At 48.2% G+C, this 26,789-nt stretch carries 17 protein-coding genes; 3 read left to right on the top strand and 14 right to left on the bottom strand.

Going from position 1 to position 26,789, the window contains the following annotated elements; genetic code table 11:
* Nucleotides 1–12 precede the first annotated feature (12 nt).
* Nucleotides 13–2,031 carry a conjugal transfer protein MobC gene (gene mobC / locus D7V92_RS00840; protein WP_004291482.1) on the top strand — a complete coding sequence of 673 codons (2,019 nt, stop codon included), beginning with the start codon at nt 13–15 and terminating at the stop codon, nt 2,029–2,031.
* A gap of 131 nt (nt 2,032–2,162) precedes the next feature.
* Here the strand turns inward: mobC and D7V92_RS00835 are convergent, their stop codons facing one another.
* The 13 genes from D7V92_RS00835 to D7V92_RS00775 all read right to left on the bottom strand — a co-directional run bounded on the left by D7V92_RS00835 (nt 2,163) and on the right by D7V92_RS00775 (nt 25,505).
* Nucleotides 2,163–5,417 (bottom strand): P-loop NTPase fold protein, encoded by a 3,255-nt coding sequence (locus D7V92_RS00835; protein WP_004291481.1) that lies wholly within the window; start codon nt 5,415–5,417, stop codon nt 2,163–2,165.
* Between the two features lie 16 nt (nt 5,418–5,433).
* Nucleotides 5,434–6,564, bottom strand: coding sequence for an ATP-binding protein (locus D7V92_RS00830; RefSeq protein ID WP_004291480.1), 1,131 nt, complete (start codon nt 6,562–6,564; stop codon nt 5,434–5,436).
* A 301-nt stretch (nt 6,565–6,865) separates the two neighbouring features.
* The gene (locus D7V92_RS00825) at nt 6,866–7,471 is read right to left on the bottom strand and encodes an RteC domain-containing protein (protein WP_004304269.1); all 606 of its coding nucleotides are present in this window, start codon (nt 7,469–7,471) and stop codon (nt 6,866–6,868) included.
* 238 nt (nt 7,472–7,709) lie between these two features.
* A complete protein-coding gene (locus D7V92_RS00820) occupies nt 7,710–8,132 on the bottom strand; it encodes a dihydrofolate reductase family protein (protein ID WP_004291474.1) in 423 nt (140 codons plus the stop codon).
* Nucleotides 8,133–8,411: 279 nt separating this feature from the next.
* Entirely contained in the window at nt 8,412–9,734 is a 1,323-nt protein-coding gene (locus tag D7V92_RS00815; RefSeq protein ID WP_004291471.1) for a sigma-54 dependent transcriptional regulator, read from the bottom strand.
* Nucleotides 9,727–12,045: an ATP-binding protein gene (locus D7V92_RS00810; RefSeq protein WP_004291467.1), complete on the bottom strand. Its 2,319-nt coding sequence runs from the start codon at nt 12,043–12,045 to the stop codon at nt 9,727–9,729. Before D7V92_RS00810 ends, D7V92_RS00815 begins: the two co-directional genes overlap by 8 nt.
* Nucleotides 12,045–13,970 carry a tetracycline resistance ribosomal protection protein Tet(Q) gene (gene tet(Q) / locus D7V92_RS00805; protein WP_004291466.1) on the bottom strand — a complete coding sequence of 642 codons (1,926 nt, stop codon included), beginning with the start codon at nt 13,968–13,970 and terminating at the stop codon, nt 12,045–12,047. Before tet(Q) ends, D7V92_RS00810 begins: the two co-directional genes overlap by 1 nt.
* Nucleotides 13,971–14,627: 657 nt before the next feature.
* Complete coding sequence (locus D7V92_RS00800; RefSeq protein ID WP_004291462.1) at nt 14,628–20,444, bottom strand: N-6 DNA methylase; 5,817 nt, start codon at nt 20,442–20,444, stop codon at nt 14,628–14,630.
* Entirely contained in the window at nt 20,434–20,886 is a 453-nt protein-coding gene (locus tag D7V92_RS00795; protein WP_004304266.1) for a DUF1896 domain-containing protein, read from the bottom strand. Before D7V92_RS00795 ends, D7V92_RS00800 begins: the two co-directional genes overlap by 11 nt.
* A gap of 162 nt (nt 20,887–21,048) precedes the next feature.
* Nucleotides 21,049–23,136, bottom strand: a complete 2,088-nt coding sequence (gene topB / locus D7V92_RS00790; protein WP_004291456.1) for a type IA DNA topoisomerase — start codon at nt 23,134–23,136, stop codon at nt 21,049–21,051.
* A gap of 60 nt (nt 23,137–23,196) precedes the next feature.
* Nucleotides 23,197–24,768: a DUF3945 domain-containing protein gene (locus D7V92_RS00785; RefSeq protein ID WP_004291455.1), complete on the bottom strand. Its 1,572-nt coding sequence runs from the start codon at nt 24,766–24,768 to the stop codon at nt 23,197–23,199.
* A 20-nt stretch (nt 24,769–24,788) separates the two neighbouring features.
* Entirely contained in the window at nt 24,789–25,139 is a 351-nt protein-coding gene (locus tag D7V92_RS00780) for a helix-turn-helix domain-containing protein (RefSeq protein WP_004291454.1), read from the bottom strand.
* Nucleotides 25,140–25,142: 3 nt separating this feature from the next.
* The gene (locus D7V92_RS00775; RefSeq protein ID WP_004304264.1) at nt 25,143–25,505 is read right to left on the bottom strand and encodes a helix-turn-helix domain-containing protein; all 363 of its coding nucleotides are present in this window, start codon (nt 25,503–25,505) and stop codon (nt 25,143–25,145) included.
* 201 nt (nt 25,506–25,706) lie between these two features.
* On the opposite strand from D7V92_RS00775, the gene D7V92_RS00765 reads away from it, so the two are divergent.
* On the top strand, nt 25,707–26,006 hold the full coding sequence (locus D7V92_RS00765) for a helix-turn-helix domain-containing protein (RefSeq protein ID WP_004291426.1): 300 nt from the start codon (nt 25,707–25,709) through the stop codon (nt 26,004–26,006).
* 31 nt (nt 26,007–26,037) lie between these two features.
* On the top strand, nt 26,038–26,343 hold the full coding sequence (locus D7V92_RS00760; RefSeq protein WP_004291424.1) for a helix-turn-helix domain-containing protein: 306 nt from the start codon (nt 26,038–26,040) through the stop codon (nt 26,341–26,343).
* Between the two features lie 77 nt (nt 26,344–26,420).
* On the opposite strand, the gene D7V92_RS00755 is transcribed toward D7V92_RS00760, so the two are convergent.
* A complete protein-coding gene (locus D7V92_RS00755; RefSeq protein WP_004291423.1) occupies nt 26,421–26,783 on the bottom strand; it encodes a hypothetical protein in 363 nt (120 codons plus the stop codon).
* Between the last annotated feature and the right edge of the window lie 6 nt (nt 26,784–26,789).

Here is a 26,789-nt window from a genome sequence, read left to right as displayed (position 1 = left end):
AAAAATCAATGTATGTCACAACAAGAAGACGATTTGAGGGCATTGGCGAAAATCATGGATTTTCTGCGTGCCGTGAGTATCATTTTAGTGGTCATGAACGTGTACTGGTTCTGCTACGAAGCCATCCGGCTGTGGGGCGTGAACATCGGCGTGGTGGACAAAATCCTTCTGAACTTCGACCGCACGGCGGGGCTGTTCCATTCCATTCTCTACACGAAGCTGTTTTCCGTCCTTTTGCTTGCCTTGTCCTGTCTGGGTACGAAGGGTGTCAAGGGTGAGAAAATCACTTGGGGGAGAATCTGGACAGCATTTGCCGTCGGGTTCGTGCTGTTTTTCCTGAACTGGTGGTTGCTGCCCCTGCCGCTGCCGCTTGAAGCGGTGACGGGACTGTATGTCCTTACCATTGGAACGGGCTATGTCTGCCTGTTGATGGGTGGTCTGTGGATGAGCCGCCTGTTGAAACACAATTTGATGGAGGATGTTTTCAACAACGAGAACGAGAGTTTCATGCAGGAAACGAGGCTTATCGAAAGCGAGTATTCGGTCAATCTGCCGACACGTTTCTATTACAGGAAACGCTGGAACAACGGTTGGATCAATGTAGTTAATCCCTTCCGTGCGTCCATCGTGTTGGGTACGCCGGGCAGCGGCAAGTCCTATGCCGTGGTAAACAATTTTATCAAGCAACAGATTGAAAAGGGCTTTAGTCAATACATCTACGATTTCAAGTATCCCGACCTATCTACTATTGCCTACAACCATTTGCTGAACCACCCGGACGGCTACAAGGTAAAGCCGAAGTTCTATGTGATCAACTTCGACGACCCGCGACGCTCTCATCGGTGCAATCCCATTCACCCGGATTTTATGGAAGATATTACGGATGCCTATGAGAGTGCCTACACAATAATGCTCAACCTCAATAAAACGTGGGTGCAAAAGCAGGGCGACTTCTTCGTGGAGTCACCTATCATTCTGTTTGCCAGTATTATCTGGTATCTCAAAATCTATCAGAACGGGAAGTTTTGCACGTTTCCCCATGCTATCGAGTTTCTGAACCGCCGTTACGAGGATATATTTCCGATACTGACCTCTTATCCGGAGCTGGAGAACTACCTTTCGCCGTTCATGGATGCGTGGCTTGGAGGGGCTGCGGAGCAGCTCATGGGTCAGATAGCGTCGGCAAAAATCCCGCTTTCGAGGATGATTTCACCGCAGCTCTACTGGGTGATGTCAGACAGCGAGTTTACGCTGGACATCAACAATCCCGAAGAGCCGAAAATCCTCTGCGTGGGTAACAATCCCGACCGTCAGAATATCTACGGTGCGGCACTCGGTCTGTATAATTCCCGTATCGTGAAGCTCATCAACAAGAAGGGGATGCTGAAGTCATCGGTCATCATCGACGAGTTGCCCACAATATACTTCAAAGGGTTGGACAATCTTATAGCTACCGCCCGAAGCAACAAGGTTGCCGTGTGTCTGGGCTTTCAGGATTTCAGCCAGTTAGTGCGTGACTACGGGGACAAAGAGGCGAAAGTGGTGATGAACACTGTCGGCAATATTTTCTCCGGTCAGGTGGTGGGGGAAACAGCCAAGACGCTCTCCGAGCGGTTCGGTAAGGTGTTGCAGAAACGGCAGTCCATCTCCATCAACCGGCAGGATGTTTCCACCTCCATCAACACGCAGATGGACGCGCTCATTCCACCGAGTAAGATTTCCGGGCTTACGCAGGGAATGTTTGTCGGTTCTGTATCCGACAACTTCAACGAGCGTATCGAGCAGAAGATTTTTCATTGCGAGATTGTGGTGGATGCCGAAAAGGTGAAACGGGAAGAAAGTGCCTACAAGAAAATTCCCGTCATTACAAACTTCACGGACGAGGACGGCAACGACCGCATGAAGGAAACGGTGCAGGCGAACTACCGGCGCATCAAGGAAGAGGTGAAGCAGATTGTGCAGGAGGAACTGGAGCGTATCAAAAACGATCCGGTGCTGTGTAAACTGCTACCAGATAATGAGACTGTCTAACAAGTCCCCAAAATTGAAAATTATCCCTATCGAAGTTTGAAGTGACCCCCAAAAGTTGGATACAATTTTTTTGGGGGGCACTTCAGTTCTGACGGGTAAAATCGTAAAATTCGGACTTGTTAGACAAATACTTACGCGGTTTCAACCTCAGGTACTGAATCTATCGAATTGACAAATTTAACCAATTGCGGATCTGAATCTTTTTGTATGAGGTTTCGGAGACTCTTTTTCAATTCATAAGCATCATCCCCTGCTGTATTTATTAAATCCATATAAAAATCTTTGTTTTGCAGAATCAATGAACGGCATGCCCCATCGGAAATTACAGGTTTCACTATTTTATCAATAACGTCTCCAGCTTGACTTTTCAAATTACCATGCGATCTAAGCCATGTTTCGAAAAATTGAAACTTTATTGCATTGATAGTCTTTTTACCGATGCAGAAATCATTTCTTATATCGGTAACTGTCGATTTAATTTTTCGTTTATCCAATCTTTCAACTATATTCTTGAAACAATTAGGGAAAGGATTCAAACTTTGAGTTCCAGAAGCAATATCCATCAGAATCTTTTTGCCAAATTCAGTCAAGTTATCTGGCAAGGATTTGATTTTAGCCAGTAAATGTTTTATTGCGACAAACCAATAATATGATGTATGTGCTGTTCTTTGGGCGTATAATGTATCAACACTTATTTCAGACAACGCTTCGAACGCTATTTTATTGATATGATCGGTCAGGACATTGCTTATTTTAGTGGTCAAATCGTAAAAAGATGCGTCAGGAATTACATCTTTAATATTGTTCTTAGTGATATACTTATCCAAATCGGTATTCCACTCTGCTAAATGCTCGATAAATACCTCATCCGTTACACCTATTCTGTTCTTAATATCTTCAAATTGGGGCAATATGTCTGAGAGCAATAATTTATAGCCAAGTTTATGATTTACCATGTATTGTAGTGTTTCATTTAATAGCGGTATATTCCATCCCACACTATTTACTAATAAGTCTCCATGATCCACATAATAGTCCATGAGTTCTGCAACATATTTTATATCTCCACCCTCTATTAAGGAAACGGAATGACCATGTGCCAATTGCATGGCGACTAAATCGTAATATCCAGACTCTTTAATGTTTCGGCCATCAGTTTCTAATTCAGAATGCAACTGATTTATGTAGGTTGAATCTAACGTTACAGGTAAAGGTCTTTCTTCGTCAGATGCCAATAAACGATAGGTTGTAAATATAGCCCCTATATTATCTTTATTTACATTCTGTTCATCAATGCAATTCGTGATCGCTTGCAAAAGCGTTGGAAACGTATAGGTAGAATTATCTTTTAACGTTTTTACAATATCTGCATGGTCGAAATTATCGGGTAGTAAGTTTGCCAAATAATTATCGAGCGCCTCCGAATTTGTTGCTACTTGATAATATTTATATGCTTTAGTTGTCGCGTTATCCCGATAGGCAGCATCTGTTGCATTTGCAGCTTGAATATAATCGATAAATGTATTTGGCTTGACTGTTTTTGCTTCAATCAATGACGTAAAATCGCACGCCAACTTATTTTGCGCAATAAACCTGTCTATTGCATCTAACGTTTTGAAATAGTCGCCGCCATTGAAGTCATTGAACCGAACTATCTTCTTATATAATTGAGCAATCACATGGTTTTGGCTTTCCGTGTCTAAATGCAACAGCAGTTCTTGGTATTCGACAGGGAACACCTGCTTCTCTATGGATTCTTTTAATTTCAATTGTGCTATTCTTTGCCATACACGCAGAATAACATCGCTCTTTCGAGTTAATTTATGCAAACAATGTATAATCTTATCGATAAGCGCATTGTCCATACATTGTATAACTTCTTCTAATACAGTGTCAAATTGTTTATTAGTCTCTGCATATTGATTTATGTCGTGGTCTTCTTCTCCGTTGATGCAGCCTTCAATATATTTTTTCAATGGAATTTGTCGAGCATCTTCAACATCGACACCATATACCAAAGCTGCAATTTCGCGTTGTGTTTGCAGATCATTGTTAATTATTGTTTGAATGCCATTCAGATAGTCGCCGGACAATATTTGTTCTACTGGATTTGCCAGAATATCCGTCTTCTTCAAACAGAACAATGCTATGTTTATCATCAAAATTTCGTTACACCACTCTTGTTTAAGAGCGACCATCTCATTGATATATGATATAATTTCCCTAACATTGGCATTAGGATTTACCAATCTGAATATCCGATTTATAGTTTCTTTCGCTTCATTTTCTGTTTCTCCAAATGCTTCAACAAACAGTTTGTTGAATATACTTCGATAGTCGGTAATAACAGGAGGAGCAACACGATAAACAATAGGGAAAGTTTTATTGATAAAATACTTGGTCAGTTGTTTCGTTTGTTCGTCGGTCTCATCTCCGAATGCACAAGCTAAATGTGTTTCATCGAAAGGAATAACAGCCCAAACATTTTCAAAACCGCTATCGGCGAAGAACGTATGGATAGAAGACCATAATTCTTTTACTTTTTCAGCGGGGAGACGATCCATGTTGTCAAAAACAAGGACTAATTTACGTTGTCCTTTTTCCTTGATAAAATCAGAAATGTCTTGCATCCATGTTTTGAACTCGTAAACCGTTGGTTCGTCTTCGCTCAAAGTCTCATAGCAAACGTCCTTTTCGACTTTATCTTGATAAATAGCTAACATATAACTCCATCCATATTTATGATCTTTGCTATATGCCCATTTCCAAACGCACAATGCAATAAGAACTGGCAGTGCAGCTATGATAATAGACAATAAAGAAAACCACCATGTTGTGGGTGTAGGTTTTACTGCATACGCAATAAATGTAAATATCGGAGTTAAAACTGCAACCAAAAATGCCGCAACCATACCATTACTGATAAGGGGATATTTTTCGGTTACGGTCTCCGTTTTACGGGCTAATAAATATTTCAGCTTTTCAGACCATGATACGGTTTTCGTACCTCCACCTTTGACTTTTATTGTTGCATTTCCAGATAGGATACCATCATCAATAAGTTTGCTTGTAAGCAATTCCAATATAGAGCGGCGTTGCAAGTCCTCTTGATGTCCCCATGCGTCATACTCAAAAAAGTAATAGTCGTCTGATAATTCACGTTCCAACATTTTAACCACGTTGGATTTTCCAGATCCCCAAATACCTTCGATGCCGATAATTCGAGGTAAAGTACATTCCTCATCCAATGAATCATTCTGACAAAAATGGCGAGCAATAGTTTTTGCCAACCTTTCTTGCGAACCTCCATCGAATTTGTCAATACCACACGGTTTATTTTGGATAAACCGCGGATATTGCTGTTTGGATTGTAGTTTTGTTTCCATATACGTAATTTATTGATTATACGAACTCCAAATAATTCTCCCGATTTACCACATGAAACTCGGCATAGGGATAGGCTTCTTGGAAGGCTTTCGGTGCGGCCGGCATTTTATTTCCCCACTTGAACTCCAAGGCGGTAAGACTGTCGGCACTCTCCTCAATCAGGTCGATTTCCTGTTTGTCGTAGGTGCGCCAGAAATAGAACTCCCTGTGCAGTCCCTCATTGAAGTTCGCTTTGCGCCGCTCTCCGATGATGTAGTTCTCCCACAGCGCACCGACATCCTGCCGAATGGCCAGCGGTGAGAAAGCCCCGATAATGGCATTGCGAATGCCGTTGTCGTAGAAGTACCACTTGCCAGCTTTTGTAACCTCCTTGCGTAGGTTACGCGAATAAGCCCCCAGACGATAGATAACGAAGACCTTTTCCAATAGGTCGAGGTATTTTTCAACGGTCGTCTTGCTCATGCCGAGTTGTTTACCTAACTCTTCGTAAGAAACTTCGCTGCCCAACTGAAAAGCTATCAATCGCAGTAGATCGCGCATCTTGCTCGAATTTTTTAAGCCGTCAATTGCTAAGATATCTTTAAGCAGGTATGCACCGACAATATCACGTAGGTAGTCTGTTTTACGTTCATAGTTCTCCATCATTACTACTTCGGGATAGGAACCGTAAATCAAGCGCGCTTCGAGGTTCTGGCGGGTTTCAAGTGCCGTTTCCGTCTGTGCGATTTCCCGTTGCGAGAATGGTGTAAGGAGAAATTGCGTACTGCGGCCGACCAACGGTTCACCAGTCTTATTCAGCAAATCGAATGACGAAGAACCACTTGCCAAGACACTTATTCCCGGTATTTCATCAACTATCAACTTCAGAATACTACCGATTTGTGGTATGTTCTGTGCCTCATCAATAGCCAGCAAATCAATACCATCCAATAAATGCCGATAATTGGCTATTGAGCGATTCTCCAATAGTGCTAATGTGTCGTAGTCTTCGCCGTTGAGCATCATCGTCCTACCTGAATAGTTGTCCACAATTTTACGCATCATTACCGTTTTACCAACACGGCGAGCACCAAAAATCAGTACTGCTTTATTGGGCGCGATTCGTGCTGTAATCTTCTCTTGAAGTATTCTATTTACTGTTTCCATACCTTATAAAATATAATGCAAAGATAATCATATTTTTTTAATTGGCGAATTTTACAAAAAAAACGGGCTATTAAATGGCGATTTTTACAACCACAATCTTATGGAAGTTGTTTCATTGTTTTTAGTAATGATATATGTTCATACTATGATGACTCAATAATTTACCAGACATACGTTTCTGAAATTTGTCCTTATAGGAATGAAAAACTCACATATATTGTGCTAATTAATATATAATTAAATGAAAATAAAAAGACAGGATACGAGTATTCCTGTCTTCTCATATGTAATGGATATTTTTTTATTTTCTCATCCGCTCCAACTCCTCATCACGCAACATTCTCTCGTTCAGTTTTTCCTGCATCCTGTCAATGAAATAGGTGCGGCTTTCGTTCTTCCGGCGTTTGATATCAGTGTAGAAGCGGTAGCAGTCTTTAGAATCAACCCCGAATATCTTATAGAGAAGTGGGGCGAGCTGTTTGAGCGGCATATTGCCGTTGTTGATGCAGCCCATCACGTCTATGCCGTAGATAAGTTCCACGAGGTCGATGGCATTGCCCGTCCATTGAAGAAGGCTGGCGGTGGTTTCTGTTGCGTTGTTGGCGGATATTAGTGGTGGCACTTGGGGCGTGGCAAGGAATTTCTGCATCTTTCTTACGAAAGACAGAGCCTTGCTGACGTAGGCGGCAATCTCTCTTTTTTCTTCTGACAGATTACGTACGGGATGGTGCTGCAACTCGATTTCGATGTAGGCAAGCGCGATGACGGTAAGGTTCATGTCCATGCCGCCGTTGCACAGTTCGATCACTTGGGTGGCGAAAGCCGTGTATGCCGTTTCCATATTGCAGTCGCCGGCTTCGTTTATCAGGCGGAAAAAGTCGGTTTCCGCCAGCAAGAAATAATTCATGGTTCTGTCAATTTTGAAAATTACACTTTGTTTTCTGCGTGCGCACATGAATATAATTGGCAAAAAACGCGGCAGAAAATAAAAAATCCAACACTCAATTTTACAAAGTGCTGGATTTCAGAGGTATAAAATTCAGTATTTTTTCACAAGGACAAATTATCTCCGACTTAAATTGTTTGTAATCGGAACATTTATTCTATTCCTGAAAATAGAAATGTATGCTTGCCGCACATTTTGGCTATCTTGCTTTTTTATCAAGGATATAGATAATGCGACATACACCGTTGGGATAGCTTTTCAAAGAGGAAAGCGTCCAGTGTTGCTCTGGCAGAGCCGACTTAAAAAAATGTCGTCCGCTTCCGGATATGAAAGGAACGGTGTATAGTATGATTTCATCCACAGCGTGCATCCGCAGCAGTCCGTTTATATAGTCTGCCGTGTCCGGTGTGGCTTCCGCGAGGTAACGGATGTTTGTGCAGTCTTTTCTCCATTCGTGCAGCATTGAAATGGAATAGTCCGGTGTCACACGGTAAAAGGCTTTCTTCCTGATTTCATCAAGACCGCAACGGTCAAGGCACAAATCCTGATGTGCTTTATCATATAACTCTGAAGAAAGACATCCGTCCATCGTCAGTACGGCGAGAATCTGAACTTTACCCATAATCGTTTCCTTTCGTTAGGCAAGGGTAAAAAAGTAGCGTGCAATTCACACTACCTTCAAGCGATGGCTCTGGTAAAGCCTTTACGGAGAGTACGTGAATGCACGCTATGCGTAAGCATAGCATAAGCATCACGCAATCGTCTCCGTAGTTCCAATTTACCAGATTTTCGCTTGAAACGCCTTGCGGTCTTATCCTATATGTTGGCGGCGAAAAGCTCCTGCCAATCGCCGTTTTTCTCAAATGTTATGCAAAGATAGCCAAATTCAGTGAATTACGGGCTATGATTGCTTGAATTTATATTTAAGTCCATACTCTTCAAGTTTGCTGTATAGTGTTGTCCTGCCTATGCCGAGCAGTTCTGCGGCGACACTCCGGTTGCCGTTTGCCTGTTTCAACGCACGCAATATCCGCTCCTTATCCTCCGCGTCATTGCGCAAGGCGAAGCTGACAGTAGAGGTCGGTTTCGTCACGGCAAGTTCCAGATGCTCTTTCATGACAACACCTTCCTGCGCCTGCAATACAGCACCCATAACTTTCTGCCGAAGTTCCCGCACGTTGCCCGGCCATGCGTGTGTCAGCAACGCTTTACGTGCTTCGGAACTGAACCCGCTCACGCTACACTCCAGCTCTCTGTTTGCCATATCACGGAAGAACTCTGCCAGCGGCATAATGTCTTCTTGACAGTCACGCAACGGAGGAACGGTTATCCCGAAGTCGTGCAGGCGGTACAGAAGATCCTGCCGAAAACGCTTTTCATTCACCGATACCTCCAAATCTTCATTGGTAGCAGCGATGATGCGGACATTGAAATTCCGGTCTGCCTTGTCTCCGACCGGGCGATACCGCCTCTCCTGTATGGCACGGAGCAACATCTGTTGGGTTTCCAACGCGAGGTTTCCTACCTCGTCCAGAAACAACGTGCCGCCTTCCGCCTCATGGAAATATCCTTTCTTGGCATTGTCCGCACCTGTAAATGCACCTTTGACGTGTCCGAAGAAAGCCGACGGTGCAAGCTCTTTGGAGAGTGAACCGCAGTCCACCGCCACAAATGGCTTGCCTGCACGTTTGCTCTTGTCATGCAACAGGTGGGCAATATGCTCCTTGCCCGTGCCGTTCTCACCAAATATCATCACGCTCATATCGGTGGCGGCTACCAGCCTTATGCGGTGCATGATTTTCTGAAAGGCGGAACCTTCACGGGCGAATATAGGCATACGGCGTTGTCCTGCCTGACGTTCTTTCAGTATGGAACGGATCAGGGGGACAAGTTTATCCTCCACAAGCTGTTTGGGAATATAGTCTATCGAGCCGAGTTTCATGCTTTCCACGGCGGTATTAACTTCGGCGTAGTCGGTCATAATGATGAAGGGCTGCATCTTTCCCTCCTTTCGCATCCAGCACAAAAGGTCTATGCCACTGCCGTCAGGCAGACGCAGGTCGGCAACCACGATATCATTATCTGTTGCCTGTTGCAGATGTTTCTTCGCGGTTGAGAGGTGGTAAGCCTTCATATTGCGGTAGCCCTCCCGTGACAGCATATTGCAGACATATTCGCAATACACGATGTTGTCTTCCACCACAATTATTTTTGTCTTATTCATCTTCGTATTTTCTCCTTTCCTCTTCTGCCAACCGTATTATTTCCACTCCCTTATCCAGCACGGCAGTCACGGCATGGCTTAACGCTTCACCATCCGGGAGAGCATCGCCACGAAGCAATCCGTAAAGTACATTCAGCGGTTGGTCGGCACGGAGCACCTCCCACGAACTGCGCAGGTGGTGGATCAGGGAATCCAGCTTTTGCAGGTCTTTTTCTTTTGCTGCATCCCGTACCGCCTGCATTTCCTTTTCTGTTTCAGTTATCAACTTTTCCAGCATGACGGCTTCATTGCCATAGGACAATAAGGCGGAAAAGTCCGGTTTCCCGTCCGGTGTCGCTTTTATGGCACACCTGTCGGAAACCTCCATCAGTTCCGATATGGAGAACGGTTTGAACAGGCATCCGGCAAAGCCTTTTGCCAATAGTTCCCCTTTGTTACAACTGCCCGAAGCGGTTGCCACAACCACCGGGATTGTTGGTGAATTGCCCACGTTGGACGAACGCAACAGTTCCAGCAATTCGAAACCGTTTATATCGGGCATATTCAAGTCTGTCAGCAACAGGCTGTATTCTTTCTGGCGTATCATTTCCATCAGTGCCGCAGCATCGGTGCAAGTGTCGCAGTGTATTCCTTCTTGGGAATACATCTCTTTCAGCATCAGAAGTAATACCTCATCATTGTCAATGGCGACAACATCATGGAATTTATTGTTATGATAAACAGGTGTATTGCTTGTATATCCAAGCTGTTCTTCAGCTTCCTGCATAGAAATTTCAACTGTGAAACGACTGCCTTTCCCTTTCTTGCTGTCTAAACGGATTGTTCCGCCAAGCATCGACACAATATTACGCATTATGGCAAGCCCAAGCCCGAAACCCTCCTTTGCGGCGGCATTTGATAGACGTTCAAACGCACCGAACGCTTGTTTCTGTTCCTCTTCTGTCATGCCTGTACCTGTATCTTCAACGACCAGTGTCAGAACTCCATTATCATATTCAGTAATCAAAGAAACACCGCCTTCTTCTGTGAACTTGACAGCGTTTGACAGCAGGTTATTCCCGATTTGTATTATTCGCTCTTTGTCGGTCAATACAATGGCATCGTGTCCAGTCTTCACGGACAAGGACAGCCCTTTGTTCACGGCAACAGGCATGAACTCCGTTTCAAGTGTGTGCGTGATTGCTGAAATCCGGCAGGGTGACAGACGGGGCTGTTCCTTGCCGTTGTCCAGGCGGAAGAAGTCAAGCAAAGTGTTAAGCATATCCCGCATACGGTCGGAGGATTGCAGTATGTTTTGGATATACTGCCCGGACTTATCCTCACACTGTTCTTTCCGTATCAGTCCGGCATAGCCTGTTATTGCTGTCAGCGGTGTGCGCAGTTCATGGGTGATAGTATGTACCGCCTTCTTCCTTGACGTTATCAGTGCCTCGTTCCGTTGTACGGATTGTTCCAGTTGCCTTATCAAATCAGTTGTCTTGTGCTTGTATTGTTTAATGCTTTTTGCATCACGATGTATGATGATGTAGGAAATTAACAACAATAGAAGAACGAATCCCATTAAACCGCCTACTTGCATAAATGACTTTTCACGCATGGCAACTATTTCGTTTTCCCGGCTTTGCAGTTCGGTTTGTACCTTTTCTTCTATTTGGCAAATCAATTCTTGCAGTTGTCTGTTAAGTTCTGCATTACGAGCTGCAAGGCTGTCGGCTTGTTCCGACAATTGGCGATCCTGCACTTTCTGTTCGCTGATTACGTTTCTATTGACCGAATGAAGGATAGTGGTTGATACTGCTGGAGTTACTTCCTTTTTTTTGCCGAATATGCCTAAGAAACCTTTTCGTTTTGGCTTTTTGGACTGTTCCTGCACACTTTTCTGTACAATAACCGGAATTTGATTGGCTATCTTCTTGTTAATAGATTGTTGTTCATCCATTAACCGGACTATCTGGAACATCTGTCGTTCCTTATCCTCTAAAAGACTGCGCACACTATCGATGCGCTCTGCTGGATAGGTGGCCTTGAAACGGCAGAGCATACTGTCCATTGCCATACGCCGTGCATGGTAATGCTCGATATCTTTATCGTTCCATTCCAGTATTGTTTCACCCAATAGAGAAAATTTTATCATTTGAATATTGATATTGTTTATTTCTTTTCGGAGCTCGTCTATTTTTTTATTGCCAAGTTCTAATGCTTCTATCTCCTGCCATTCATAGAGGCTATTATATGCCATACATCCGATAAGAATGGAGATAAGTATATATCCCAACCGTATTGCCTTATAGAAATTTCCTGACCGCTCCATTATTTTAATGACATTGATTTTTGGAACATGAATAAAAGTTTATCTTTTTCGTTCATGCGGATATTATCAGAATAACCGTCTTTTGTTATTTGATACCCACATGGCTTAACCATAAAAATGCCTAAGCCCTTAGTGTACGAACTTACTTCTGAGGCATAGTCTTTACTTGTATTTAATGGAACTTTCCCTTTAATATGACACCACTCATTATTACAACTGATGTCTTCAATCTCAGACATCAGTTTTTGCAAATCTGTAATAGCTTTGGAACTCGCTACTTGGGGTATCTGCAACTCAAAACAGAGCATCGGTTCGAGAATGTCCACACCTGACTGTTGCAAAGCCAGCCTGAAGACATAAGGGGTCAGCTGTCTGAAATCAGCAGGTGTACTTACCGGGCTATAATACTCGGCTTGAGTAAAAGTTACTTTCAGATCTGTCACTTCCCATCCATGTAAACCAGATTGGCAAGACATACGAATCCCTTCAAAAACGGCATTTTGAAAAGAATGGTTCAGATAACCATAGGAGATGTCACTTTCGATTTGCAACCCTGCCCCTAACGGTAAGGGTTCAAGAGTCAGCCCTATTGTGGCCCAGTAAGGGTTGGGTGGTACTTCGATCTGAATAATCTTATTGACCTTTTTTATAGGTCGTTCTTTGTAGATAGTCTTGATCTCATCAAAATGGACCTTTACGGAAAATCGTTCTTCCAGCAATGTCTGTATGATTTCCTTTTGGGTCAAACCATATAACGAGATTTCCAATTCATCACTATATGAGTTTATGGAAAAGGACAAAGACGGGTCTTCAATCCACAATGTATTCAGAGCGGATATCACCTTGCTTCTCTCTTCGGGCTTATTTGGCCGGACGGAGGATTTGAGAGCGGGATGCTGATGAGATAATCCTTGAATCAAACAAGGTTTAGCACCTAAATAATCTCCGATTCGAAAATCTTCTATATCTTCTACAATCGCGATATCATTGGCACCCACTTCATCAACATTTATCTCTCTGCCCTGATAAATAGTCTTTAGATTTTTAATCTTGATGAATTTTTCCGAATCGTTGATTCTTACAACGTCTCGAAGTCTCAGACTTCCGTCAATTATTTTAAGAAAACTTCTTTTATGCCCTTTGGGGTCATGCTCTATCTTATAGAGATAAGCTGAAAGTCTGTTTGAGACTGATGCCGGAGGAAGTATAAAAGAAGAAATGGCGTCCAACAACTCATTGATACCGATATTGAACATTGCTGATCCATGTAGCACCGGATAGACTTTGGCTTTTGCCACAAGAGCGATTATCGTATTCCAATAATCAGCCGGTGAAATTTCGCTATCCGCCAAATATCGTTCTAATATATCGTCGTCATGGTTGCATACAAATTCTTTGTATTCTTCCTTTATATATGTTTGGGAGCAAACCGGATAAACCGATCCATCGACAACAGTTTGCATAAACAGGACATCTTGCGACAGATTTGTTTTTATATCCATATACAAACGCTCCAAATTCACACCGGCACGGTCAATCTTATTGATAAATATAATTGTCGGGATTTGCAGCTTTTGTAAAGTACTGAACAGCAACTTTGTCTGCGCTTGTATGCCTTCCTTTGCGGATAAGATGAGGACTGCTCCATCAAGCATTTTGAATGTCCGCTCCACTTCCGCAATAAAATCCATGTGTCCCGGAGTGTCAATGATATTGCATTTCACTCCATTCCAGATAATAGATGTCGTAGAAGCCCGGACAGTAATTCCTCTACGTTTCTCTATATCCATAGAGTCCGTTATGGTGTCACCATTATCCACACGGCCGCACTTTTCCGTTGCTCCACTGGCAAACAGCAGATTCTCGGTTACGGAAGTTTTTCCTGCATCAATGTGAGCAAGAATTCCTAAATTTATAATATTCATTTGGATTAAGCAATAATATACTACAGTAGATGCATTGTCGAAACGCACCTTTTAATACCTCCTCGTAGCATATGAGAACTACAGGATTACTAACTCGTATTAATATGTATATTATTACTGCCGCATAACGATTACAAAATTACACAAAAAAATATATCTAACAAAAGTGGGAGGATTTTTTAACTTTTTACCATAGACATTTTATTAGGGAAGCGTAGGTTCAACTGGCAAGTACAAATAAGTAGAAATGTTTGAACAACACCGTTTTAGGAAGTTGAAAAATCAAGTTTCTCTCTCGGTATAGCGTTTATTTTGGCCAATATCTTCTTTAGTTTAGCATTTGTGTATTTCCCATTCGTGTTCTATTTAGCTCCTTATTATGAGTATGTAGCAAGTTACTTATCAAATTCAGCCTCTTTGAGGGTCAAATATGGTTTTGCAAATGGTGACTGACAAGACATAAACAAGGTCAGCAGGAATTTTTTACATAAATGGACATGAATGTATATAACCTAAAATAAGAATAAATTTTAATAAGGGCTGCCCAAAAAGAAAAAAATGCAGTTGCCATCCTATAGATACTTGCAGAAAGGATAAAATTTACTTTTAGACCTTTTGGGATAGCCCTTATTAATACTTCAGATAAAATTCCTTAGGTTATATTTTCAATCCTTTGGACCGGGTTTCCTCCTTGGCATACAGTCCCGGACGCCCGATTATGACATGGTTGGCAACGATACTATCCGCCGGACTGCGTATCTGCGGCGGTGCATTTTCGGGATATTGCGCCTGCCTGTTCCTCACATCTTCCGCTTCCGGCTTGAGCTGTTGCCCTTCATTCTCCTTTTCTGCGACTTCGGGCGTGGGTGGCGCAAGCTCCAGCTGAATTTTTCGGTCAAGGGCGGCAAGTTCGGACTTCAACTGCTTCAGCTCGTCCTCCTTCTTCCACACCTTACCCGCTATCTCCTGTAACTGCGGTATCTCCATCTCCAGCACCTCGTTCTTCGCCTTGTACTGGTCGATGATGGAGGGTATCCTCTCCATCGCGTTGAGGAAGTTGCGGGCGGCGGCCAACGGGTCAGCCATCGCCAGATGCCCGTTGTTGTAGGTGTACTTGTAGTTCCCCTCGACCACGAAGCGGTTGTCGGTGAACTCCAATCCCTCTTTGAGTATCCTTTCGCTCACCACCTTTATCGGAAAACCGTAAAGTTCACCGACCTGCGTGTACAACCCTCCGGTCGTGGCATTCTTGGCTATCTCCTGCAAACGCTTTCCGATGACCTTCTCATCGGCGGAATCCACTCCGTCCACCTTTATTATATTAAGGCGGTTGCCCTCCTTGTCGGTCTGCACCACCGACAGGAAGCGGTTCCAGTCCTCCGTCATGGCATCTATGAAAGCCGTGTTGTTGCGCAACTCGCCGGTCTTTGACTCCAGCTTGAACTCCGAATCACGCTTGCCCTTGTTGAACGACTTGCGTTCCCCTTCGAGCGATGCGATCCGCTTTTCCAGTTTCGCCTTGTCCAACAGGTCGGTATTGCCGGAGAGCAACGCCATGTATTCCGAGAAATTCATGCCCGATTTTTCGTCCATTGCCCCCTCGTCGATGGTACGCGCACCCATCGCACCGCTTTTGAGCTGGCTTATGAAAGTCTGCTTGCAGTGCAGGAGGTTGAACTTGTAGCTGTCCAGTGACTTCTCCACCGCGTAGATGATTACATCCACGTTGTTCCCGGCGAAATGTTTGGCAATCTCATTACCTGCCCTAACTCCGCGTCCGTCACGCTGTTGCAAGTCGGACGGTCGCCACGGCGTATCGAGATGATGGATAGCCACACACCGTTTCTGGGCGTTCACACCCGTTCCGAGCATAGAGGTAGAGCCGAACAGCACACGCACCGTCCCGGCGTTCATGGCGTCTATCACCGCCTTCCGCGCCTTGTCGGTCTTGCACTCCTGAATGAAGCGCACCTCGCTTGGCGGTATACCGTAGTCCTCCGTCAGTTTGCGCTTGATTTCCGAATAGACGTTCCACCCGTCGCCCGGCTGGTATGTCCCCAAATCAGAGAAAACGAACTGCGTGCCTTTCTGGGCGTCGTATTTTTGATAATACTCCGCGATCATCTTGGCACAGTGACTCGCTTTGTTGTCGGGATGATCTTCGTAATTCGGGTCTATCATGCGCATGTCGAGTGCCATTTTCCGGGCATAGTCCGTGGCGATGAGCATCTTCGCCTTTTCTTCCGTTTCCGAAAGCGGCAGCCTGCCCAACAAGGTGGCATCGCCCGTCTTGGCGAACTGCATCAGTTTCTGTATGAAGTCCTCCTGTTCCGGCGTGGGCGGTATATGGTGCAGTATCTCGTTCTTGGCAGGACGGTCAACGCCCACATCCTCCGCCGTGCGGTAGTCCGTGATTTCATTATAGAAGGCGGCAAGCTCCGGCACTTTGATGAAGTAGCGGAAACGCTCCTTCTGGACCACATTGTTCGTCACGTTAAATTCAAAATCCGTCGTCTTCTTGGCAAATATCGCCGCCCAAGCGTCGAAACACCTTATGTCCTGCCGTTCCAGCTCCTTCGGGCGCAGGTACTTGAACAGCAGGTACAATTCAGTCAGTGAGTTGCTGATAGTCGTGCCGGAGAGGAAGGTCGCACCCAAGTCTTTTCCTGTGCGCTCCTGTATGGTGCGTATGGCAAAGAGCATGTTAAGTGCCTTCTGGCTTCCCTCGCTGTTTCCCAATCCCGCCACACGGTCGTGGCGCGTGTTGAAAGTCAGATTCTTGAACTGGTGGCTCTCATCTATGAAGATGTGGTCGATGCCCATCTGCTTGAAATCCACCACGTCGTCCGTGCGTGACTTTATGGCGTGTTCCACCTTCTCCAGCTTCGCTTCAAGGTTGTGCTTGCGCTTCTCCAATCCTTTCAGCATCGCCCGCGACACGTTCTTTCCCTGCTGCCGTAGCACTTCGAGGTTTTCCTCCACCGTGTCAAGCTCTGCTTGCAGGATGCGCTGCTGCAATTCCGGCGACTGCGGTATCTTGCCGAACTGGTCGTGCGACATGATGACGCAATCGTAGTCGTTGTTCTTTATATTATTGAAGAAGCGCACACGGTTGGCGGTCGAAAAGTCCTTCTCCGAAGCGTACAGAATACGTGCGTTGGGATATGCCGCCTGATAGGTGGCTGCAATCTCCGCAACGTTGGCTTTCAGCCCGATAATCATCGGCTTGTGTGCCAAATTCAGACGCTTCATCTCATGCGCGGCGATGCACATTATCAGCGTCTTACCGGTTCCCACCTCGTGGTCGCAAATTCCGCCGCCGTTCTGTTTCAACATCCAGACGCAATCCATCTGTGAGGGATAGACGCTCTTGATACCCCGGCTTGCCAGCCCTTTCAGGTTGAGGTCGGGAAAGGTCTGATGGGAGCCGTCGTAGCGCGGGCGCACGAAACAGTTGAACTTGCGGTTATACATCGTCACAAGCCGCTCCTTGAACTGCGGCGACTGCTCTTCGAGCCATTCGGAGAAGCCGTTTCGTATCTCGTCAATCTTGGCGTTGGCGAGTTGTATTCCCTCGCTGTCGCGCATCTTGATGTCGTTGCCATGCTCGTCCTTGCCGATGGACTTCATCATGTCAGGGCAGGTGTTGTGCAGGGCGTGTTTTAGGAGGTGCATACCGTCATAGTTCCGGTAATACCCCTTCACCAGAAACTCGTCCGTGATTTTCATGGTGCGGTAGCCGCACACCACCGAAAACTCGTCCATGCTTGCGGAATAGGCGATTTTCACCTCCGTGTCGAACAGCCGGCTCATGTAGGCGGCATAGACACCCGTCGGAATCCAGCGTTCCCCGAAATTGAAGTCCAGATCCTCGAAGGCGATGCGCTGCGGCTCGGCATCTTTCAGAGCCTCCAACGCCTGCTTCACCTCCGGCATACGCTCATTTTCGGGATTGTCACCCATCCATGCCTCTATGCGTTCCGCTTTCTCTATGACATTTCCGGCGATGAAACGGTCTTTGATTTCGTAACCGGTCACGAGCGGATTGTAGTAGATGCGCCCTTGCAGGGCAGTGAGCAAATCCTCCGCCGTGCTGTCGGTTATCTCCCGCATATAGTCGAGATTGACCGTACCATATTTGTTGAGCGACGCAGACAGGGCTTCTTCGGGAGAGCCTACGTTGGCATGGCTCTCCACCGCGAAGGAAACAGGATGCTCGAAGATGTCCGCCTTGACGAACTTTCCGTTTTCCATCCGTTCCAGCGAAAGGATGTCGCGCCCGCCCGCATCCATCATCACTAACTTCACGTTCTGCTTGGCGTTGAGGTTGCCGTAGCGCATGACAAACTCATCGTAACAGGTATTCAGATGCTCTCGCCACGGAACATTTGCCTCGCGCCGGAGCGATTCATAACGGTACAGACGCTCGTAGGCGTCACGCAGCGACACATACAACAACGCCTTTTCCTTCTGGTATCCTTTCAGGTCGAGCGGCTGGAATGTCGCCCCGTATGGCGTGATGTCTTTCAGGTAGCCGATGTTATGACGCCCCCGGTCAGCCACCAGCGACCCTTCGCGCAGGTGCATCTCCGGCGTGCGGTGGTAGGCACGCGGAGAAAGGTCCACGACTTCCTCCTTCGGCTTTTCCGCTTCGATGTCGGGGAAAAGGAAAGTCCCCACCGCTTCCGATGGGGTATCTGTAACGGCAGGTGCGGCGACTGCCTCCGGCTGTGTTTCCTCCTGTCGTGGCTGCTCACGGGAAGTTTCCGGCACGGCTTTCACTTCCGTCTTTTCCGCCACTTGTTTCTCGTTATGCTGCCTTGCCAGTTCCCGAAGTTCTTTCCTACGCTCCGGCGTCAAACCCATCATCATTTCATAGAAACCGTTGATGGGAGGATTGGTATCCCAGTCCAGTGTGGCATAGATGTCGTCCGGGTCGGCAGGCTTGGCGGTGTTCTCCGCTTTCACCTCCTTATTCTCCATTGCGGGTTTTGCAGTTGGAGCTGTCGGTGTAACCGTGACTTTCGGTTTGGGCGGAGTGGACTTTGCCGTAACTGCCTTTTTCACCGTCTTTTTCTTTTTGGAGGTTTTCGGTTGGCTGACCTCTTCCGTCATCCCCCAGAGGTCAAGCAGGGTGAGCTGCACGCCTGCGGAATATTGCGGGCGCGGTTCTATCTCCGGCTTTTCATCTGCGGGTTGCGGCTTTTCTGTCGGAGTTTCCACCGTCTGCGCCGAGGATACTGTTTCCAATTTTATGGCAGGACGCTCTACTTTATTTTGAACGGCAACTTTTTCTTCCGTTCCTGCCTGCCGGATTGAACCCGAATACAAGCGCATGGCAAGCCTGTAATGGAAATCCTCGTCGAGCATACGGCGCAAATCCCCGGCGATGCCTGCTGCCTTGCCCTCGTGCAGATAAACCATAGCGGGCTTCCCGTAGGGGTCTGTGTCAAGTTTCGCCATCGTATGCACGATGCGTTCCGGGTGGTGGATGAAATAGGCGTTGTCGGTCAGGGCGGTTTTCGTGTCCGTCTGTATCACGGTCATCAGCCGCTCGTCCTGCGACATTTCCTTCTTGCTGAGGTTCTTTTGCAGGACAATCAGGTCACTGCCCACCTCCGTGCCCGCGTTGTCCGTGAACAGGTTGTTGGGCAGGCGTATCGCGGATACCAGATTGGCCTGACTGAACAGCTCGTTACGCACGGAGGTCTTGGTGCTATTCAATACCCCTTGCGAGGTGATGAACGCCACGATACCGCCGTCACGCACGGCATCCAGTCCTTTGAGAAAGAAATAGTTGTGGATGGTTTTCTGGGCGGAGCGTCTGCCGAAAGAGTCGCTCCGCTGAAACTCCGCGTCGAACACGGCAATGTCACCGAACGGAATGTTGGACACCGCCAAGTCGAAATAATTGTTGAACGGTCTTTCGATTTTCTCAAAACCGCAGGTGCGCATTTTCTGGTCGGGATAGAGATGCCTCAAGATTGTACCCGTGAGCAGATCCTTCTCGAAAGCCATCACATCCGCATTGGGGCTGTGCCGCAGCATGGAATCCACGAACACGCCGACACCTGCCGACGGTTCGAGCATACGGGCGGGGCGGACGCTGTAATCTGCCAGCACGTCCGCGATGGTGTCGGTTATCTCTTTGGGGGTGTAGAAAGCGGTCAGCACGGACGCTTTCAGCGAATCCACAAACCGCTTGTACTCTGTTTCGTCCTTGCTGTTCTCACGGATAAGCCTGTGCAGCTCCACCGTCGGGGCGAACAGTTCGAGGTCGGATTTCGCCCACCGGACGGCATCCGTCAGTTCCTTTGCAGGGTTGAGGATACATTTCAGACCGCCGAAACCGCAGTACCTTTGAAGTATGGCACGCTCTTCGGTTGTCGCTGTCCTATTTTCCCTGTCAAGGATGAATGCCGTCCGTATCGCCTCGATGTTGTCCCGCAGTTTCTGTTTGCGGTTAAACGCCATATTCGTCTAAGTAAAGGACGGTTGCTCCCGTCAGCTCCGTGTAGAGCAGGTCGTAATCGGAAGACAGGGCGAAATTGTCATCCGAGAGGTCATAGACGGAGAACACGTTGCCGACAAGCGGCAGCAGTTTCAGGACAAAGGCTTCACGCTTCTCTTCCGGCACTTCATCGGCAAACTCGTTTTCCACGACTTCGCGGAGGATGGCGTAACGGGAATAATGCAGCCCGCGCAGCAGCGTGTCCATCGCCAGTTCCTGCGCACCATCGGCGGGATAGCCTTCAAGCCGTGCCCTCTCATACGTTTCGGCGGCACGGTCGGCCCGTTCCCGTATGAAAGCGGTGTCGTCAGCCTGTTCAAACTTGTTCGTGCGGAGATAGTCCAGCAGGTACAGACCGTAATAGGAAAAGTCGGTCTGACCCTCGTTTTTCTTCTTGTTGTTCATTACTTTGGATTTAGCGGATTGATAATTAACGGGATAATCGGTTGGAAAAAGGAAGAAAAAGGCACTCGGTATCCCTCCGAGTGCCACCACTAAATCCAAAGTATGAGTGTAATCCGGTATCGAAGAACAATTCATTACTCTGAACAAGTGGCAAAGTTAATACTATTTCTTCCGTCCTGAAAATTTCTTGTCCTTTTTAGCCTCCGGGAACACAAAAGTCGTGTTATATTCCCCGTCAAAGGCGACAACAGCATCGAAACTCTTGCCCTGTTTGCTCTTGAACCCTTTGAGCAGCTTGGTATGCCCTTCGGTGAGCAGGTCTTTGATTTCATCGTCGGACAGGGTGCGTCCCGCTTTCAGCCGGAACACGGGCAGTCCGCACTCCGTGTTGTCGCAGCGTACCACCTTGCCGTAGAACCGCATCCTGCCCGTGCCACACTTGGGACACGCGCAGCCGGAGTCACGGCTGCCGAAGAGCTTGTCGCACGAGATCAGTTCGGAGGTTATCTCACGTGTGTACGCCTCTATCTCCTTGCGGAAGGTGTCGTCGGACAGTTCCCCGCGCTCGATACGCGCCAGCTCCTTTTCCCATTCGCCCGTCATGGCAACATCGGCGATGCGCATCGTCTTGACGACGGAATTGAGGGCAAGTCCTTTTTCGGTGGGAACAAGCGACTTCTTGCAGCGTTCCATGTAACCGCGCTTGAAAAGCGTTTCGATGATGGAGGCGCGTGTGGCGGGAGTACCGATGCCACAGTCCTTCATCGCCTGCCGCAGTGCGTCGTCCTCAATTTCCTTGCCCGCCGTTTCCATTGCCGAGAGCAGGGTGGCTTCGGTATGCAGCGGCTTGGGTTTGGTCTTTCCTTCGGTAATGGACGAGCCTTTCGGTGTCAGCGTGTCGCCTTCCTGCCAGCCGGGGATGGTAATTTCCTCTTTTTCCTCGCCATAGACGGCACGCCATCCGGTTTGCTTCACGACGCTGCCTTTTACGGTAAACTCCACTCCGGCACATTCCGCCGTGACAGTGGTCACATCCTTGACGCATTTCTCAGAGAATGCCTCGACCATGCGCCCGGCAATCATCTGATAGATGGTATTGTCCTCTTTGGAGAGGAAGAGCGGTTTCTCACCCGTGACGAGCAGGGCATGGTGGTCTGTCACCTTGCCGTCGTCCACGCTGCGGCGTGTCGGGGCGGCTTTTGCCCGCACCTTGTCTTTCCATTCGGGCTGTGTGCCGATGAAAGCGAGCAGTTTGGGAATTTCGGCAAACACGTCTTCGGGGATGTAGCGGCTTCCCGTTCTCGGATAGGTTATCAACTTCTTTTCGTAGAGTTTCTGCGCGATTTCAAGCGTCTGTTCCGCCGTGAAGCCGTGCTTGGCGTTGGCTTCTTTCTGGAGCGTGGTCAGGTCGTAGAGCAAGGGAGTTTCCTCCGTCTTCTCCTTGCGCTCGGCTTTCGTGACAGTGGCGCAACCTGCCGCCTTTACCTTATTATATAGTTCCATCGCCGGTTCTTTCTCTTTCCATTTCTCGGAGGATGAGAATTTCACGACTTCGCCGTCGCAACCGTCCGTTGCGATATGGAGCTGCCAGAATGCTTCGGACGTAAAGCGGCGGTTCTCCCAGTAGCGTTCACATACCATAGCCAACGTTGGTGTCTGCACCCGCCCCACGGAATACGTGCCGTGTCCGGCGGCGATGGATAACGCCTGTGTGCCGTTGATGCCCACGAGCCAGTCGGATTCGCTCCGCGCTTTGGCGGCGAGGTAGAGGTTGTCGTATTTGCTGCCGTCTTCGAGTTTCCGCAGTCCCTCGCGGATAGCTTTGTCGGTGAGAGAGCTGATCCACAGGCGCACGAAAGGAGTGGTGCAACCCGTATAGTGGTAGAGGTAGCGGAAGATAAGCTCTCCCTCGCGTCCGGCATCGGTCGCCACGATGATATGTTCGCTTGTGTCGAACAGTCTTTTGATGACTTTTATCTGCGACACCACGCCGCTGTCGGGCTTGTAACCTTTCTCCGTCCTGACCTGACGGGGGACGAGCGTGAATGTGTCGGGAATAATCGGGAGGTTGTCACGGACAAATCCGCGCACGCCGTAGCCGTCGGGCATGGCAAGCTGAACGAGGTGTCCGAATGCCCATGTCACGGCATAACCGCCTCCCTCGAAATATCCTTCCTCTCTCTTTGTCGCGCCCACGATGCGGGCGATTTCACGTGCCACGGAGGGCTTTTCTGCAATGATTGTCTTCATGTCTTCTTCTTTTTTGTTGATACTTTGGATTTTATTTTGGATTCAGTGGCGGACACGGGATTACATTTTCATGCCCTTGCCCGTTTTCTTCTGCGGCTTCTCCTGCTGCTGTTGCTGGCGGGCGTCCTTCGGGTTGGTCTGACCTTTCTGCAACGGCTCTCTCAGATTCTTTGTAGCCTCGTTGGTCTTGCCATCGTTGTTCACCGCCACCTGCGTGCGGCTCTCGTTGGACGGAGCAACCTGCTGTGCATTGTCAGGGTTCGTGTCGTAGCGGTACGGGCGTCCCTTCTCCGGGTTGAACTTGATATACATCGTGGCATGGAAGCCCTGCTTGTCGGTCACGTTCTCCAGCTTCACGGCTTTACCCGCCACATAGTCGGCTTTCTGCTGGTCGGTGAAGCTCACGCCGCTCCATTTGCTGATGGGGCGGATGCTGCCGTCCTCGTTCGTCCACGTGTTGCGGCGTTGCTCCTTCTTGGTCTGTGCGGCATTTTCCCCGCCCTGCGCCTGACTTTTCGATGTGTCGCCTTTGGTTTCCTGTGTCTGTGCGGTACGGGGCGACTTGCCGGTTCCCGGCACGAACTCCACGCCGCGCTGCTCCACGTTCACTTGCAGGGTGGTGACGAACTTTCTGCCGTCGTTGCGCTCGATGAGCTTGTCGCGTACGGGCAGTCCGGCGCGGAGCATGTCCCGCTCCTGCGTGGTGATTTCCGTCTTGCCGATGCGCTCCGGGATGCGCACCCTGCTTGCCGGAATGTCCGTGATTTCATTCGTCTTGCGGTCGATGCTGATGTAGGAGGGGATGATCTCGCCCGTTTCCCTGTCCACAATGTCCACGACCCTACCGAGATTGCCCGTTTCGCGGAGGTTCTTCCGGTCATTGTCGGAGAATTTGTGTTCCTTGTACTCATCCAGCTTCTGCTCCTTGCGGATGAAGTGCGGCACGAGGCTGATGTTTCCCTCACCGTCCTTCTTGAAGGAGAGGCGGGCGTCCAGCTCGAATGATTCGCCGCCGAAGGTCGGTTTGACCTTTACCAAGTCGGACTTGCCATAGTTGAGCATCTTCGTAAGGTCGCCGGACTTTTCAAGGTTGTCCCGCTTTACGCCCCATCTGTCCTCCAGCTCCTGCCAGTTGATTTTACTCTCGTCGATGGGCTGGTAGCCACGTTTGCCCTGCATCTGTTCGGATTTGTCCTGTTGCTGTTCTTTCCGTTGTTCCATGTTCTCCTGTTTTTGAGGTTCTTGTTTCTCTGTCTGTTGTGCTGCCATCTCTTCCTGCACCTTCTTCTCATAGTCGGAGGTGTCCACCTTGTGAGGGGCGAGCAGCTCCTTGTTCGCTTCGGGGTCTTTCAGCAGTTGCTTCATCACCTCTAAGAGATTTTCAGCTTGGTCTGCCGCAATGCGGTAGAAACCGAAGCGGCTGGGTTCCTTGCACTGCCGGAAGAAGTTCTTGAAGAAGTTGTCCAGCACGTCGCCATGTCGGTCGAATTGCAGGAAACTCTGCGCGTTCTCCGCTTTTGCGGGGGTGCGCTTGGGTGTGCCGTCCGCGTTCAGCCCGGCTACCACGCTGATCTCGCCTGTCTTCTCGTCACGGACTACCAGCACGTCCTTTTCGTCTTTTTTCTTTGCCATCTGAAAAATGTTTTAATGGGTTATTTATGAAAGAAATTATGGATACGAGCCTTGTAGAAGGCTATATCTTCCTTTTTGAAGTCCTTGATATGGTTGGAAAGGAATGTCAGCACGTCCTCCTCGCTGTAATAGGTCTTCTTGCCCAGCGTCTTGTAGGGCAATGCGCCTACGCTGCGGTAGCGTTGGAGGGTGCGTTTGCTTATCTGGAGCAACATGCACAAATCCTGATTGTCGAAAAGGCGGATGCTTTCCGTGATAGTGGGCTGTTTCCCCTCAGCCTTCATCGCCAGCAGCAGTTCGTCCTGACGGTCGAGCCGTTCCATCAGCTTCTGCATCCAGCCCTCGAAGTTGTTTCGTGTGAGCAGTTCCATGACCTATGTCCTCCTTCCTTTTGGTTTGCCGCCCGTGCGCAGCGTGTGGTTGTGGAACAGGGTGTCTATTGTCCCTTCCTCGTTCCTTACTGTGTTGTCCTCCAATAGCCGCAGTATCTCGGAAAGGCGGTAGCGGCAGCTTCCGCGTACCACCACATACTCGATACGGTGGTCGGTGCGCATACGCTGCATGGTGCGCTTGCTCACGTTGAGCATCTTCGCCGCCTGTGCCGTGTCAAGCAGCTTGTCTTCGGTTTCCCGCTTCCGTTTCTTCTCGTCCCTTGCCTCGCGGATGTACCCTGCGATGTTCGCAATCTGCGCCATCATCTCCTTGTAGGCGGAACTTTCCATTGTTATCACTTTCATGTTCAGTCCTTTCTTTTTGTTTCTGCGACAAAATTCGGCAATAAACAAAAGGGGCTTTAACAACTCACTACGTGACTCACGTAAGATTTTTGCGGAAGATGGCTCCGTAACCCGGTCAAACGGCGCAACAGGCAGCCTTTCAGCGGAAAACGATACGTCTTGTATGCCGTTTCGTTACCTTTGCGGCAAACTCTAAATGACATGAATATGGAAATAGTATCTATCGAGAAAAAGACTTTCGAGATGATGGTGGCGGCATTCGGCGCACTCTCGGAGAAGGTCGCCGCCCTGAGGCGCAAAAGCGACACGGGGCGCATGGAAAGATGGCTCACGGGCGAGGAGGTCTGCGGGCAGTTGAGAATAAGCCCGCGCACGTTGCAGACGCTGCGTGACAGGCGGCTTATCGGCTACTCGCAGATAAACCGCAGGTTCTATTACAAGCCAGAGGAGGTGAAGCGGCTGATACCGCTTGTCGGCACGCTCTATCCGCACGGCAGATGATTTGATTTATTCACCCACTGAATCCGAAGTTATGATGAACGAGAACAACGATGTTTTTACGATGGAAGACGAGCCGATAGCCTCTGTGGTGCAGGATATGCGCAAAGGCTCGAAATGGCTGTCCGCATTTCTGGAAAGCTACCGTCCTCCGCTGGACGGGGAACGTTACCTGACGGACGGCGAGGTGTCGGAACTGCTCCGTGTGAGCCGGCGCACCTTGCAGGAATACCGCAACAACCGCGTGTTGCCCTTCATACTTTTGGGAGGGAAGGTGCTTTACCCGGAAACGGGGCTGCGCGGGGTACTGGAAGCGAACTACCGCAAGCCGCTGGAGTGAGGCGGTTTCATGAAAAAGTAAACGGGTGACACCTTTTGTGGTGCTACCCGTTTACTTGTCTTATGGGGTATGTGCAATCAGCAATACCCGGCTTTTCCGTTCTGTATGAACATCACGTATGTCTGCCGTTTCTCTTGTGAGAGTGCCTTTCCCACCAGCCATGTGCGGAACAGGTGGGTGTTGTAGGTATTCACCCTGAAAGCGACCGGGATGATGATTTCAAGGGCGTACACGTCCGCGTGCAGCCCGTTTTCAAGCTGCATGTAGCGGCACACCTCGTAGTCGTTCAGCACGTCCGACTTGCGGACGGCTCTGATGGCGGCGTTCACTGCCGGGACGGTCGTATGGAACAATCCGGCTATTTCGGTGGCGGTCATCCACACGTCGTTACCGGTTACGCTGACTGCCTTGTCCTCGATGATGATTGTGTCACGTTTCATGGCTTT

Source organism: Parabacteroides sp. CH2-D42-20 (genome assembly GCF_003670185.1).
Taxonomy (GTDB): Bacteria; Bacteroidota; Bacteroidia; order Bacteroidales; family Tannerellaceae; genus Parabacteroides; species Parabacteroides distasonis.
This window is presented reverse-complemented; position numbering and strand designations above follow the sequence as displayed.

What these genes read in the sequence shown, in the direction of transcription:
- D7V92_RS00775 (WP_004304264.1), bottom strand. Translation starts at nt 25,505, where the DNA reads ATGAAAGTGATAACAATGGAAAGTTCCGCCTACAAGGAGATGATGGCG.
- D7V92_RS00815 (WP_004291471.1), bottom strand. Translation starts at nt 9,734, where the DNA reads ATGAATAAGACAAAAATAATTGTGGTGGAAGACAACATCGTGTATTGC.
- D7V92_RS00835 (WP_004291481.1), bottom strand. Translation starts at nt 5,417, where the DNA reads ATGGAAACAAAACTACAATCCAAACAGCAATATCCGCGGTTTATCCAA.
- D7V92_RS00760 (WP_004291424.1), top strand. Translation starts at nt 26,038, where the DNA reads ATGATGAACGAGAACAACGATGTTTTTACGATGGAAGACGAGCCGATA.
- D7V92_RS00785 (WP_004291455.1), bottom strand. Translation starts at nt 24,768, where the DNA reads ATGGCAAAGAAAAAAGACGAAAAGGACGTGCTGGTAGTCCGTGACGAG.
- D7V92_RS00820 (WP_004291474.1), bottom strand. Translation starts at nt 8,132, where the DNA reads ATGGGTAAAGTTCAGATTCTCGCCGTACTGACGATGGACGGATGTCTT.
- D7V92_RS00765 (WP_004291426.1), top strand. Translation starts at nt 25,707, where the DNA reads ATGAATATGGAAATAGTATCTATCGAGAAAAAGACTTTCGAGATGATG.
- topB (WP_004291456.1), bottom strand. Translation starts at nt 23,136, where the DNA reads ATGAAGACAATCATTGCAGAAAAGCCCTCCGTGGCACGTGAAATCGCC.
- D7V92_RS00755 (WP_004291423.1), bottom strand. Translation starts at nt 26,783, where the DNA reads ATGAAACGTGACACAATCATCATCGAGGACAAGGCAGTCAGCGTAACC.
- mobC (WP_004291482.1), top strand. Translation starts at nt 13, where the DNA reads ATGTCACAACAAGAAGACGATTTGAGGGCATTGGCGAAAATCATGGAT.
- D7V92_RS00825 (WP_004304269.1), bottom strand. Translation starts at nt 7,471, where the DNA reads ATGAATTATTTCTTGCTGGCGGAAACCGACTTTTTCCGCCTGATAAAC.
- D7V92_RS00810 (WP_004291467.1), bottom strand. Translation starts at nt 12,045, where the DNA reads ATGGAGCGGTCAGGAAATTTCTATAAGGCAATACGGTTGGGATATATA.
- D7V92_RS00830 (WP_004291480.1), bottom strand. Translation starts at nt 6,564, where the DNA reads ATGGAAACAGTAAATAGAATACTTCAAGAGAAGATTACAGCACGAATC.
- D7V92_RS00780 (WP_004291454.1), bottom strand. Translation starts at nt 25,139, where the DNA reads ATGGAACTGCTCACACGAAACAACTTCGAGGGCTGGATGCAGAAGCTG.
- D7V92_RS00795 (WP_004304266.1), bottom strand. Translation starts at nt 20,886, where the DNA reads ATGAACAACAAGAAGAAAAACGAGGGTCAGACCGACTTTTCCTATTAC.
- D7V92_RS00800 (WP_004291462.1), bottom strand. Translation starts at nt 20,444, where the DNA reads ATGGCGTTTAACCGCAAACAGAAACTGCGGGACAACATCGAGGCGATA.